We start from the raw sequence: 14,310 nt of genomic DNA, 5'->3' as shown, positions 1-14,310 counted from the left end.
CAACCGATAAATCTTAATGGGTTCTTTTAAACTAGAGAGGTATATATGAAAAGGATTATATTAATATTAGCAGTAGCGATATCGCTTATAATAAATTTTGTTGTAATAGACTCTGTTAAATCATTATCATTCTATAACGCAGTTGAAAAGCAGAGTGAAAAGGTTCGATTTGCTTTTGATAAAGATAAAGCGTATAGCAAAAATGCGTCAACGTATTTTGAAAGTTTATCAAAGAAATATAATGTAGCTATTACTAAAGTGACATACTTAAGTGATGATAAAGTTGCAATTAATACGACAGACCAGCAGTTAAAACAAAAAGCAACGCACAATCACACACTGAATTTATTTGATCGTCACTTACATATTAAAGTCTATAATTTGAAAGATACAAATTTATCGGAAGAAGGCACTTATTTTTTTAAAGGCGATACAGAAAGTGTACAAAAAGTAATCGAATTGATTAATCGTAATGTAGGTTCAACAGAAAAAGTTGAAAATACCGTATCGCAGCATATTCAAATTGATGCGTTCAGTATCATCCTTTCAACTTTGTTTCTATTTATATTTTTGGCAGTGCTAATACATAGTTTACAGAATCGAAAAAGCGATGGTAAATTGTTGTACGATTTAGGATATAGTTGGTGGCATCAACTTCAATTTTTATTAGCTGATTTTAAATACTATGCTTTTGGTTATGTTGGCATCAATATCGTTTTGAGCGCTTCGGTATATATATTCATTTATAAAGACGTTCATCTCACCAAAGTCGTACTTATTGCGTTATGTACGTCAATCGTTTTAATGGTAACATGTATTGCTATGATGTCTGTCGTACTGGCGATTTATACAAAGCAATACGCCAAAAATATGAAGCAAAGTGCTCCTTTTTTAATGATGTATACCTATATGGCATTAGCGGTTATGGCAGTGATATTTTTGTCTTTATCAAGTCAAAATTTAGTTCAGAATTATCGTAATTATAAATTCCAGCAAAGTAGCATAAAATACTGGGATGTTTCTAAAAATGCATATAAAACGCTAGTTTCAGATCAAGGACAACTGAAAAATGAGAAATTAGCAGAGCAATTGGGGAAACATTTAAAAGATTATTATAACAGTGCGTATAACAAAGGATTCATTATTGATGTCGGGAATTTTTATAATACGGATGGAAGACCGCTCTATAAATTAAATGAAAAAGAAAATGCGAATATAGAGCCTGATGGTAAAACTATTACGATTGATATTAATTATTTAAAAACGCACAAAAGGCATACAATCCAAGGTCAAAATGTTTTAGATGATATACAAAGAGATAGCCGTACACAAAATATCATTGTGCCAATAAAATATAAGCAGTACGAAAAAGAAATTGAGGTTCAGTTTAAAGATCATTTCGCGTTTCTTAAAAACGAGAATATTAGTAATGATAAACAGAAAGAAAATCTAAATATCAATATTATATGGGTGGACAACAATGTAGGTTATCCTACATATGATTTTGAAGTTGGAGGTCGAAAAAATACGCTTATTGCGCCAATAGCTATTGTTGAAACGGGTAATACTGCGCTGCGTAATTTTGAAACCTATTTTTCAACAAGATATGTTTTTAAGAGTAAGTCTGATGACCCTTATTCAACGATAAAAAAAGGCTTAGAGAAATTTCATGTTGATGGTTATATACCGAGTGTGGAATCTGTATATGATGCCAAATTTGATGAAATTAATAGGCTGAAAGTCAAAACGTCACAATATGCTGTATTAGCCTTATTGACCACTTTGACGTTTATTGTCATGACCTTTACTTTTATCAGACTATATTTCACATCATACCAACATAAAATTTTTATAAAACATACTTTAGGATATAGCTACTTTCAAATTCACAAACCTATTTTAACATTTTTATTATTATTGAATTTATTAATGGGCATCTTAATTTTATCTCAGCAAAATATCATATCTTATTCCATTTTCTTCGGTGTCATTTTGATTGAAACATGGGTATCTTCTTACTCATTTATTAAGTTAAACAAAGAAAATCTAAACGAGGTTTTGAAAGGAAAAAAAGATGATTGAACTTAAAAATATTCATAAATCATTTGATAAAAAGCGTATTTTACAAAGTTTTGATTATATCATAGAGCAACGTGATTTTATTATTATCAAAGGAGCAAGCGGTAAAGGAAAATCGAGTTTGTTAAATATCATTGGGTTACTAGAAGATCCAGATGAAGGTCATGTTACATTTAAAGGGAAAATGATTCGTAAAGAAAAGGATAAATTGAAATTTCGTAGAGATGATATTGCATATATCTACCAGAATTACGGCCTTTTAGAAAATCAAAGTATCATTCACAACTTAACCTTACCGTTGAATGTTTCAAAAAAAGATACTGCAAAGATAGAGGAAGTTGTTCAAATGGTGGGATTATCACATCTTGATATGAAAGCTAAAGTGTACACATGTAGTGGTGGCGAGCAACAAAGAATTGCTATAGCTAGAGCTATCTTAAAAAATCCAACATTGATTATCGCTGATGAACCGACAGGAAATTTAGATGAAGATAATGCTTTAAATACGATAAATCTATTTAAAGCATTAAACAATAATGGCATGACAATCATTATGGCTACACATGATAAAGCATTCTTTGACGTTGGCAACAAGTTGATCGATATGGATACGTTCATTTGATTTTGGTCAAAAATATGGGCCGCAGAGAGCAGTTATATGGTATCTGGTTTTTTTGCAATAGGTGGAATCGCGAGTGTTTGTATTGGATAATCAAAATGGAGTTTATATTTAAAATTAAAATAGAAGATCTGATGATTGATTTACCTCGTTAATATATAAAGCATTTAATTTGTGATATATAATCAATTGTATTAAGTTATTTGTTACGAAAAGAATGATGAGGAGGTTATCCGATGAAAGTTGAAGTATGGTCAGATTTTATGTGCCCATTTTGCTATATTGGTGATACAAAATTGCAAAAAGCTATTAAAAACTTAGGGCTTCAAGATGACGTTGATATCGAATTTAAAAGCTACGAGTTAGATCCAACTGCGGAAGAATGGTCAGGCATGTCTTTTATTGAATTAATTACGGGCAAATATGGAGTGACTTTAGAACAAGCGAAACAAAATAATGAAAACATTACGCAACACGCTAAAGAAGTAGGCTTGAATTATCAAATGGATATATTGAAACCGACAAACAGTTTTAAAGCACATCGTTTAGCTAAATTAGGAAAATCAAAAGGCAAAGAATTAGAAATTGTAAATGCTTTGTTTAGTGCTTATTTCGAACAGGGTAAAAACTTAAGCGATAACACAGAATTGATGGAAATCGCTAAAAGTGTCGGTTTAGAAGAACGAGAGATACAAGAGGTCTTAGACAATGATGACATGTTTGCGAATGAAGTAAACAAAGATAAAGGTCAAGCACGTATGTATGGTATACAAGCGGTCCCTTATTTCGTAATTAACGATAAATATGTCGTAAAAGGTGCGCAACCATTAGAAACATTTGAAGGTGCAATTAATACAGCGTGGGGCGAAATCAATACACAAAAGAAATTTGAAGATTTGTCTACTGATGACAATTCTGGTCACTGTTCAGACGGCAGTTGTTCTATCTCTTAGAGAATCCCAATAGTGCTTTAATGATTAAAATAATCATGCGTTGTAGGAGAGAAATCGATTTAATATCATAGTCTCATTTTGGCAAGAATAACATGGATTGCAATTAGTTTATTATAGAATAAGCGTCATCCAGTTATCTCTTGCCATTTTTTATTTTTAGGTCTATTTTAGAGGTCAAAATCTTGAAACGCAGCGTTTTAAAGTTGCTTTCAAATTAAGTGAGTTCGTCATACGTTTCGTCATAAACTTCTATTCCATTGACTTTTAAAAGCGCTGTAAACACACCGTCACCGCTTTTTTTAGTTCCATCAAAAGCGCCAGAATAAATGGTATTTGAACCGCAAGTGGGGCTGTCAGATTTTAAAATTAAAGTGCTACAATTTAATTCTTTACATATATTCAATGCTATTTTTGCGCCTCTTACATAATCTTCAGTGACGTCATTCCCGTATAAATCAATAATTTTAGCTTTTTGATGCAATACATCATACCCATCTCCATCGACAATTTCCGCAGCTGCTCTTGGTATGGAAAGTCCTGCTAAAATTTCGGGGCAGATCGTTCGTGCGAACCCTTTATCCACTAAGTTTTTGAGCGCTATGTTCCCTTTGTTTCCTCCATCGTATCGCACGTTTTCACCAGCTAAACAGGCACTTATTAATATCATGATTTTACCTCACTTTCAATTTTTTAAACGATTTAAAATTCATTCTTTACCTAAATCTTAGTAAAAATCTCTCAAGCAAACAAGTTGAGATAGATTGCTGATTACTTTGTAGATTTGAAGCTATTGCTTTACATGATTTAAATGTTAACGTCATATTATTTTAATATGATATAGAAGTAAAGGGTGATAGCATTTATCTATATAAAGCACTGAATATTGATAATGAGTTAATCGCAGAAAGTGACGAATAAATATTGATTCAATATATAATTTTTGAGGAGGGTAAAAGTTGATGATTAAATATGAATTAATGCATTTAGATAAGCGGAATAGAGCTAATAAAAAAGTTGCGTATTATCTACATTCTGACTTTAAAGAATTTGGAAAATCAGGAAAGGTTTATTATAAGGAAGATATTCTAAATGTTGAATTAGATGCTTTTGACTTTAAAATTTATAATTTTAACCAATATAAACTTGCAGAGGATTGTTTTTTGTGCACATATAAACTATTAAATGAAAACAATCATATCGTTACTAATAGAAGTTCGATTTGGAAATATGAAGATAATGATTGGAAATTACGATTTCATCAAGGAACAGAAGTTAGGGAGGGATAATTAGACAATGCATGAAAAACTGTTATCTTTTATTTCATATTTTTAACAATTTAATTAGAAGAACAAAAAATATTTTCATTTTCATCCGTAATTATTTGAATACAAATAAACTTGTTTTGTTGGTCTTTCCGACTTCCCGAAATATCTTTATATTTCCATAAATTTTACTTCTGTTTTAATGATTGATGTCTCAACAGATGGGGTTTCTAAGCAAGTTCACTCACATGTTAAATTGTAAAATACAGATTTTTATTTAAGAGGACAAGTTTATTAGAAGTTTTATGCATCAATTTTATTAAATGTGAGTGAAGCTCGTTCTTTTCATTCCAATAAAAAAGGGCGACTATCTTTTTTACAGTCAATCTTTTTTTATGTTTTTGTAGTTTTTTTAATCAATAAAACTGTATTTACGATAAATATAAGAGTGATGACGACAGTAAGTGGCAATATATGTATGTTTGAAATATTTGTAACAATGAGGGCTATCATCAAAAGGATATTGATAATGTGGTGAATATATTGTGTTTGTTTCATGCGATTTTCTCCTTTCTTAATCAATAAATAACAGTCAGCGGTTTATCAGTATTATATCATTAAATGAAGATCAGAAATTTGCATAATAAAACAAACAGTAATCCAAAAAAATAACATTAACTAGAATGTTTTAAAATATTTTTATCAAAAGTAAAAAAGAAGAAACTTTACAGCAATTTTATAACCAAAAAACAAAAAATACGATGAATGATGTTATATTATAGTTATCAGTTATTCAATCTTAAATGTGGGATGAAAAACATTTGAGGTGGTAAAGTGGAAAATAATCAAGGAAATAAGCGTTATATTATCAGAAAGTATTCTATTGGTGTCGTCTCTGTTTTAGCTGCAACGACGTTCTTTGTGAGTACCCATGAGGCACAAGCAGCTGAACAAGTCACAAATGGAAATCATGCACCTGCAGCAGTGGTTCAAAAAGGTGAGCAATCAACCCCTAATGATGTTAACGGCGTAACAAAAAAAGAAATTCCTGCAGAAAAGTTACAACCAGCAACAAATCAACAACTAGATCAACAGGCAAATGTTAAACTAACAGACTTAACGCGATTAAATGCGGTTAAGCCAGAAGTTCAATCGACACCTGAGCTAACTCTGGTTGAACAACAAAATCACACAAACACTAATCAAAATCATATCAACAAGGTTGCCGACACGTCACATGCAACATCGTTAACAGATCGACAAACTAATAAAGAAATCCCCCTTACATCGATTGAACCAGCAAATAATATTAAACCTGATGCAAAAGAGACAGAAAAAAATACAGAAGTTAATGAAAATCACCCAGGAAATGATGACAACGCAACAAATACGATCACTAATAAGAACAATGACCCACAACATGCAACATCTTCTAATCAAGCACCACGCGCGCTCTTGCAAGTTAAAGATAAAACCAATTCAGATATAACAGCGCAAAATCAAGATCAACAAACTGCAGGAAGCGTTGCGCCAAAAGCGAACGATGTTAACCATCATAATGGAAAAGCCAAACAACCAGCGACACATATTGATAATAAAAATGAAAATAAAGCTAAGCCTGTTCCTCAAAGTCAGCCAGTAGCACGCACTTCAACGTTGGCGACAGTGGCTGATACACAAAAAACGTATAGTCACAAACTACGGCAAGCCCAACATATTAATAAGTACCCTATTGTTTTAGTTCATGGATTCCTAGGATTAGTCGATCAGAATACTTTTCCGTTATATCCTAATTATTGGGGTGGCAATAAGTTCAAGGTAGTGGATGAACTGAAAAACAAGGGATATGATATCTATCAAGCGAGTGTAGGGGCTTTTGCTAGTAATTATGATCGCGCAGTAGAATTGTATTATTATATTAAAGGTGGACGTGTGGACTACGGTGCTGCCCATGCAGCAAAATATGGTCATGAACGCTACGGTAGAACATATGAAGGTATTATGCGCGATTGGCAACCAGGTAAAAAAATCCACTTGATTGGTCATAGTATGGGAGGTCAAACGATTCGTTTAATGGAGCAATTTTTGAGAAATGGGAACCAAGAAGAAATTGCTTATCATAAGCAACATGGTGGAGAAATTTCACCATTGTTTCTTGGGGGTCAGGATAATATGATTGCCTCTATTACGACTTTGGGAACACCACATAATGGGTCACAAGCTGCTGATAAGATTGGTAATAAAGATATCGTAAGAAATATTATGTATGCCTTAAACAGGTTAGCTGGTAATAAAAATTCAACAGTAGACTTTGGTTTGAGGCAGTGGGGGTTTCAACAACAGCCGGGTGAAACACGTCTTGAATATATTAATCGTGTCAGTAATAGTCGCATTTGGACAACAACGGATAATGCTGCTTATGATTTAACCCTTGAAGGAGCGGCAAAGTTGAATGAAATGACCAGTCTAAATCCAAACATCACGTATACAACATATACAGGACTAGCTTCTCATACTGGTCCGCTAGGTAATGAAAACCCAAGCATTGGTCAATTTCCACTTATGGATTTAACAAGTAGAATTATTGGGCATGATGCTAATATCGCATGGCGTAAAAATGATGGTATTGTACCTGTGATTTCTTCTTTGCACCCATTTAACCAGGCATTTATAGATATTACAGCAGAAGATTCTGGTACAAGAAAAGGGATTTGGCAAGTGAGGCCTATCTTGCAAGGCTGGGATCATGTAGACTTTATTGGTATTGATGCGACTGATTTAAAACATACGGGTGCAGAATTGGCGAATTTCTATATGGGAATCGTAAATCATCTTTTAGGTGTTGAAGCATTAGAGACCCATGCATCGGAAAGGTATCAAAGTTAATCAGATGGATACCTATAGATTGTCTTCTTAAATATTAGATGCAGTGTGAAATTGACATCTCTATAAGAGGGAAGGTTGTCTCACTTCTCGATGAAAGTATGTAAGTCAAAGTGGACAGTTAAAGAGTAACGATAGGCGAGCTGTTTATTTATGGGTAACACAAAAAAGACAAAAATTTGGAGGCGAATTTCTATTTCAATAGAGGTCGCCTCCAATCTCGTTTGTTTGATTAAAATGAGGCGTTATTTAAATCTTCAAAATGCGTCTCGATAAAAGCTGTTTTTGATAGTTTATTTTGCCATTCATCGACTAAATAGCCTTCTAAATGACCACAAAATTGACCATCGACCTCGAGGTAAGCGCCATCTTCAGATTCTTGACCATATACACCTACATCATGATGGGCTTGTTCAAAATAATCAATAAGATAAGCTTTCATTTCTTCAAATGCGTTAATATAAGACTCTACCTCATCATTATCGATAACATATGCACCCACTCTCGTTTGTCCTGATACACGACCGTGGACATCTGATATGACTTCTATTGGGTTCCACACAGCTACAATGTCACCCTCATCGGATGTGAAAGTATATCGACTGAGAACATATTGACTTTCTTGCCAATACACTTCTTGATATTTAGGAAGGTCATTGTAGTCTAAATAGTAATTTTCAAAAGTGACATCATCTAAAACTTCTTTATCCACTTTGATACCTTCTACTGCATGAAGCCACGATTTAACATCCGCTTCAGTTTCAAACAATCCGACTACTTGCTTAGTATTAAATTGATGTAATTCTAATAAATACATAAACATGTCTCCTTTATCCATTATTGTCATCATACAGAAAAGAAATGAGTGTGTGCGATTTGTCTTATTTCAGAGAAATTTTTACATAAAAGTGGTTTATATATTGATGATATTTTATTTATTTTAAAGATACATGCCCTCGATACGATTGTCCAATAAAGTGATAAGAAGTATGTAGGGGGGAAAGGAAGTATGTACATAGAATAACGTGGTGACATTTTAAGAATACAATTAAAAATAGGGAGACTCATGCGTGTTTATAGGGTGTGTAAAGTGGCTTTCATATTGAAGGCGTATGGCTTTAGTCATAGACTTAAAGTAATGAAAGAAAAACAATTGAAGAAGGTATGAATATGTACAATGAAGTTCGTAGTCAATTACGCTTAAGTATCGCGTGGTTGACGCTCTTTTTAGTGGGTACAGATTTATTCGTGGTATCACCGCTACTCCCGAATATGATTCGTGAATTTAATATATCTGCACAACAAGCAAGTTGGATTGTTACCTCGTTCGCAGTCATGTATGCGGTTATGGCACCGCTGTTTGGTGTTTTAGCCGATCGATGGGGCAAAAAGAAAAATATTGTTATCGGGCTTATTTTATTCTCTTTTGCGAATGGGCTTACTTTTATCGCAAGCTCGTATTTTGTGCTCGTTTTAAGTCGTGTATGGGCAGGTGGGGCTGCAGCCATGATTACTTCTTCTGTTTTTGCACTTACAGGTGATTTAGCGCCTAAAAATAAAAATGGCTTATACCTTTCTATAGCGACTTCTGGTTTTCTAACAGCGATATGGGTGGGTGCACCTTTAGGGAATTTAATTGGCAACATTACGAACTGGCGAACGGTATTTATTATTTTAGCAATAGGGACATTGGCATTAAGTGCTTTAAATAGCTTTGTTTTACCAGAGCATATGCATTCGCAATCACATCGGTCACCAGATTTCGAGAAATTTAAAGGTATGATTCGTGATGTACTTGTTACTACGTTATGGGCTTTAGCTGTCTATGGTGTCTATACATTTCTTGGTGAAATTTTTAAAAGTGTGACAGGTTTATCTAGCCTCATGACGAGTGTTGCATTTACCTTTTACGGAATGGGTGCCCTAATTGGAAGTGTTTCTGGGGGATGGTTTTCAGATCATCTGGGTAATGATCGCGTTATCAAAATAGGTATGACCGGTTTAGCTGTACTACTCATTGTTGTGGGATTGACTGTTACACATCCTTTATTATTATTTCCATCTCTCACGTTATGGGCTTTCAGTGGTTATTTATTTTTCTCAGCGTATCAATCTTTCATTTCGAAACGGAATGCTACTTTTTCGGGGAGTATTATGGCGTGGAATCAGACTGCGATGTATGTAGGGATTACTATAGGGTCATGGCTTGGCGGAGGATTAATAGCTCATCATCTTATTCTCTTATTGTTTGTCTCTTGCGCAGCTTCTGCTTTAATCGGATTAATATGGTATCGCTTCAAAGTTGTGTCATAAGTACAAAAACCAATCTTGTAGAGGATAATCTCTAAGATTGGTTTTTATTTTTAAGAGTTTGGGGTGGATGATTGATCCAGTTTTGTAGAAGAATAGCATGATTATGCTCAGTATCTTTGGCTGCATAAAGTAAGACTACATGTTCATTTTGACCTACAATTTCCTGTAATTCTGCAAATGCGGCGCGTTGTTCATCCAGTGTTTGTAGTTCTTTTAAATATTGATTTTTAAATGCGGCAAAACGTTCAGGATCATGATGAAACCATTTTCTTAATTGAGAGGTCGGACCGATCTCTTTTAACCAATAATCTAAATTTGCCTCTGCTTTAGAAATGCCTCTTGGCCACACTCGGTCGACCAACACACGAACAACATTATTTTCTTGCGCTTTTGTATAGATACGTTCAATCTTAACAGTCACGAGAATCTCCCCTTTGAAATGTTGAATGGGCACGGGTAGAAAGCAAGACACATTCTTCCCGAAGCCCTTCTTGAGTACATTAGAATATTTGGCGAGTGTTATACAATAATTTCGTTTGTTTCATATGGTGTTTTGAGTAATACGAGGACACCTTCAATAAAACCAATTAGGCTGGGTATGCCTGTCCAAGAAAATAGAGCGTATAAGATGCCGAGTCCGATTTTATGCGAATAGAATTTGTGAACGCCTCCCCCCTAGAACAATCGCGAGTATAGCGGAAATCCATTTATTGACTTTCATTGTTTCATCATCTAATTGTAATTATACAACAAAATGTGAATAGATTTGAGAGATGACTATCTCGTACAATATAAAATGGCAATAGATAATGCATTATTTTAAATAGTTGATTTAAAGAATAAAATTGTTTTCCATTGCTATTATACATATTTAAGTTCTAGTTAATATTCAGTTAATATGATTTACCTCTTTAGTATATTAAAGTTAAGCAGTAATGATTTTTTCTAGTAGAGAGGTTAAAGATGTTAAAGGAAAATTATAAATTAAGAAAAATGAAGATCGGTTTAGTTTCTACAGCAGCGGCAGCAATTTTTGTGATTTCAAATGGTACAGCGGAAGCTTCAGAAGATACAACGGCTCAAGAAGCATCAGCCGTGTCTGTTGATGAGAAACAAGTGAATGAAAATCAACAAGTGGAAGACAATACGGCATCAGAACAAGCGGAAAATGAAAGTTTTATACATTTAGATGAAGTGCGCCCAGGCGATACACAAGTTTCAGGCTACACACAGCCTAACAAAGCTATTTCACTTAAAATTGATAATAAAGATGTCGTTAATCTTGAAGATGACTTTCAAGAAGTGGTGTCTGATGAGAACGGGAAATTTACGTATGATTTGAATGGGCGAAAAATCGTTTATAACCAAAAAGTAGATGTTGAAGCAACGGAACCTCTAGACTTAGATGCTTTAGAAGATGATGAAAAAGCGTTGGAAACTTCTGATGAAGAAACAACAGTGGCGCCACATGAAGTAGAGCAAGATACTGCGACGCATGCGGTAGATTCAGAAGAAAAAGAAGAAGTAACAGCAGGAGACCATGAAGAAAGTGATTTATCGTTAGAAGGATTACTACTAGACGCTGAAGGCGAAGGTCCTAAAGCTTCGTATACAACGCCTAGATATGAAAAAGCATACGAAATTCCAGAAACACGTATTCCTCAAATTAACGGTCGACACCAAGTATGGATTGAACCTATTTTAGAAGGTACAGGTGTGGTTAAAGGTCATACATCAGTTAAAGGCAAGGTTGCACTTGCGATTAACGGTAAGTTTATTAATTTAGGGGATTCAACTTCAACGCTTGAACAATTGAGTAAAGAAGCATATGAAACACGTTATGATGGCGTTTGGAAATTTATTGATCCTAAAGGCTTTTTTGAATTCGAATTCAACCGTCTTTTCGATAAATCTTATGCATTGAAAAAAGGGGACCTCGTGTCACTTTCTTTTAAATCAGACAATGAACAAGATACAATGCCTTCATTTGTATTTAATGTTTTAACAGAACCATTTGAAGCGGTTGAAAAAGCCCATACATTATTTGATCATAATGCGATTGAACCTGTAAAAGAATTAAAAGATGTAGATGAAGCGATTCAAATTAATGACATTTTTGGAGATGTTATTGAAACAGCGATTCGTGGTGAAGACAAGTTAATCTTAGAAGGTACAAAAGAGATGACAGGTCGTACGAAATATGCAAATGCACTTATTCGAATTGATTCAAACTTAGGCGAGTATAGACACTTCCCAACGCTTCAAGCAGATCAAGAGGGTAACTTTACTTTCAATATTAAAGAAGCTGGCTATCGTATGTACAATGGTGAAACGTTAACGTTAACTGTAGTAGATCCGACGACTCAAAAAGCGTTAGCGCAAATTCAAAAATATATTGAACCTGTTGATATTGATGAAATCATGGATGATGAAGTATTTGACGACTATTCAGATGAAGACGACGATTTATTTGAAATACGCAGTTTTAAACCTGCTAACGAAGTCGTAGCACCTAAAGTAGAAGAAGCAACAAAGCAGCACGACGAAGCACAACAAGAAGAAGTGAAACAAGATACGCAAGCTGCAGTGCAACATGAAACGGCAAAAGAAACTGATAAAAATGACGCAAGCCCAGCTGTCAAAGCGGAGCAAAAGCGTGATGCGTCTGAACATCATCAAGCAAGCGCTGAAACACCCAAAATGACGCAACCCACTTCAGTCACAAAAACAACAATGCCTGAACACGTGACACCTGCGTCTGTACCAAGTCAAGGTGAGAACGAACAAGCGGCAGATGCATCGGTATCTGTAGAGTCTGATTTTACGCAAGATATGGAAGACATGGTTCCATACAGACAGCATTTAGCAACATTAAAGTTAGTACATCATGAAAAAGGAAGTATAGGCCATGTGAACGGGTTTCAACTTCAATCTACAATGCCAACAACACCCGTTGATTATTTAGTTAAACCACATATAGCCAAGGCTGAGCCAAAATCTGTATCTGTATTACCAGAGACAGGTCAAGAGAAGGCATCAACGTTATGGTCTCTATTATTAATGGTTTCAGGCGTATCATTATTGGCATACAAACGACGCAAGCAACAAAAACAAACACGTTAATCACAGAATAACAATTTAATTGAAAGATAGAAGTCTTTATTAAAGCTTTGTGTATGAAAGCGGGACAATGGAATCAAATTGATTTCTGTCTCGCTTTCGTCGTTTTTTGGGGAGAAGCGTTAAAAAAGATAACAGCATATTGTATGTTTAATTTTATTTGATATATTTATAAGTGTATAGTGCAACGCTTATAAAGTGAGGTATCAGAATGAAAAAATTAATTACAACATGTATATCATTATTAGTCATTTTAACGGGATGCAGTGAGGACAATCATCAAAAGGAAGAAAAAGTAAACAAAGCCGAGCCTCAAACTTCTGAACCGGCTACTCAAGAAAAAGAAACGACAACAGATCAACAACAATCGAGTAAGAAAGCAGCACCAAAAGATAAGAAAGATGAAGCACAATCATCAAGCGAAAGTCACAAGGAACATCATGAAAAAGTTCAACAAGAAAAGAAAGGTGAAACGAAGCCCCAATCGGAGCCGAACCCGTCTGACATAGACCGGATTGATCTTAAAAAGAAAATTGCGCTCGCATTCTTTGTGGAAGATGCGGCCCATTATACAATCACAGCAACAGAAATCGATCAAGGAATGTATGAATATGTGGGAGCAGCTGGAACAGAATCAAGAACTGTAAATCATTTACAGGTGACGTCTGCCAGTCAAGTTCCCAATGCACCTGAAGGCATGCAGTTTTATATGGTGTCGCCACCTAAAGGGAATTTTGTGACGATTGTTGGTGTGAGTCCGAATACTTTATTTATTGGTGGCACACAAAGTGCACTGATTGATTATCAAATGTTATTAAGTTCAGGTAAAGAAATGCCGTTGCTTCCATTATATGAAGCGCATCACAATGACCCACGTTTACACAACATTACGGCAAAGATGTCAATCAGCCAGTGAGGGATTAGATGAGCCGTTTTGCGTTAAAAATCAAGACGTCTGCACGATGATGTGACGCCTTACTTCCTTATTATAATAAGTTCATCTTATTCGATGACGCATAAGTTAAATTTAATTTTAAAAAAATAAATTAAATATTATTAAGGGAAATCATAAAATGTCAAG

The 14,310-nt window shown here is 34.5% G+C and carries 12 protein-coding genes; 8 read left to right on the top strand and 4 right to left on the bottom strand.

The annotated features are described in order from the left end of the window. Nucleotides 1-45 precede the first annotated feature (45 nt). The 3 genes from KM149_RS11765 (at nt 46) to KM149_RS11755 (ending at nt 3,651) form a co-directional block, all read left to right on the top strand. Nucleotides 46-2,082 carry a DUF1430 domain-containing protein gene (locus KM149_RS11765; RefSeq protein ID WP_215021598.1) on the top strand — a complete coding sequence of 679 codons (2,037 nt, stop codon included), beginning with the start codon at nt 46-48 and terminating at the stop codon, nt 2,080-2,082. Beyond that, nucleotides 2,075-2,701, top strand: a complete 627-nt coding sequence (locus tag KM149_RS11760; protein WP_050346140.1) for an ABC transporter ATP-binding protein — start codon at nt 2,075-2,077, stop codon at nt 2,699-2,701. The genes KM149_RS11765 and KM149_RS11760 overlap by 8 nt, the downstream gene beginning before the upstream one ends. Before the next feature lie 233 nt (nt 2,702-2,934). Further along, a complete protein-coding gene (locus tag KM149_RS11755) occupies nt 2,935-3,651 on the top strand; it encodes a DsbA family oxidoreductase (protein ID WP_165545945.1) in 717 nt (238 codons plus the stop codon). A 214-nt stretch (nt 3,652-3,865) separates the two neighbouring features. On the opposite strand, the gene KM149_RS11750 is transcribed toward KM149_RS11755, so the two are convergent. After that, complete coding sequence (locus KM149_RS11750) at nt 3,866-4,318, bottom strand: 2-thiouracil desulfurase family protein (RefSeq protein ID WP_165545944.1); 453 nt, start codon at nt 4,316-4,318, stop codon at nt 3,866-3,868. Between the two features lie 292 nt (nt 4,319-4,610). On the opposite strand from KM149_RS11750, the gene KM149_RS11745 reads away from it, so the two are divergent. Next, on the top strand, nt 4,611-4,937 hold the full coding sequence (locus tag KM149_RS11745; protein WP_241415424.1) for a nuclear transport factor 2 family protein: 327 nt from the start codon (nt 4,611-4,613) through the stop codon (nt 4,935-4,937). Nucleotides 4,938-5,747: 810 nt separating this feature from the next. Next, nucleotides 5,748-7,799: a YSIRK-targeted triacylglycerol lipase gene (gene lip / locus KM149_RS11740; protein WP_241415423.1), complete on the top strand. Its 2,052-nt coding sequence runs from the start codon at nt 5,748-5,750 to the stop codon at nt 7,797-7,799. 229 nt (nt 7,800-8,028) lie between these two features. Here lip and KM149_RS11735 read toward each other — a convergent pair whose 3' ends face one another. Beyond that, on the bottom strand, nt 8,029-8,613 hold the full coding sequence (locus KM149_RS11735; RefSeq protein ID WP_241415422.1) for a hypothetical protein: 585 nt from the start codon (nt 8,611-8,613) through the stop codon (nt 8,029-8,031). 353 nt (nt 8,614-8,966) lie between these two features. Between KM149_RS11735 and KM149_RS11730 the strand changes: the two genes are divergently transcribed. Continuing rightward, on the top strand, nt 8,967-10,109 hold the full coding sequence (locus KM149_RS11730; protein WP_241415421.1) for an MFS transporter: 1,143 nt from the start codon (nt 8,967-8,969) through the stop codon (nt 10,107-10,109). A gap of 31 nt (nt 10,110-10,140) precedes the next feature. Here the strand turns inward: KM149_RS11730 and KM149_RS11725 are convergent, their stop codons facing one another. Both KM149_RS11725 and KM149_RS11985 read right to left on the bottom strand, forming a co-directional pair. Then, a complete protein-coding gene (locus tag KM149_RS11725; protein ID WP_060830431.1) occupies nt 10,141-10,530 on the bottom strand; it encodes a DUF488 domain-containing protein in 390 nt (129 codons plus the stop codon). Between the two features lie 98 nt (nt 10,531-10,628). After that, entirely contained in the window at nt 10,629-10,739 is a 111-nt protein-coding gene (locus tag KM149_RS11985; RefSeq protein WP_342588987.1) for a TM2 domain-containing protein, read from the bottom strand. A gap of 333 nt (nt 10,740-11,072) precedes the next feature. Here KM149_RS11985 and KM149_RS11715 point away from each other — a divergent pair, with 333 nt between their 5' ends. Then, nucleotides 11,073-13,232, top strand: coding sequence for an LPXTG cell wall anchor domain-containing protein (locus tag KM149_RS11715; protein WP_241415420.1), 2,160 nt, complete (start codon nt 11,073-11,075; stop codon nt 13,230-13,232). A gap of 208 nt (nt 13,233-13,440) precedes the next feature. Then, nucleotides 13,441-14,145: a hypothetical protein gene (locus tag KM149_RS11710; protein WP_165545940.1), complete on the top strand. Its 705-nt coding sequence runs from the start codon at nt 13,441-13,443 to the stop codon at nt 14,143-14,145. Nucleotides 14,146-14,310: the final 165 nt, after the last annotated feature.

Source organism: Staphylococcus coagulans, from assembly GCF_022557135.1.
GTDB lineage: Bacteria > Bacillota > Bacilli > Staphylococcales > Staphylococcaceae > Staphylococcus > Staphylococcus coagulans.
The sequence above is the reverse complement of the archived record's forward strand: the minus strand, read 5'-3'. Positions and strand labels throughout refer to the sequence as shown.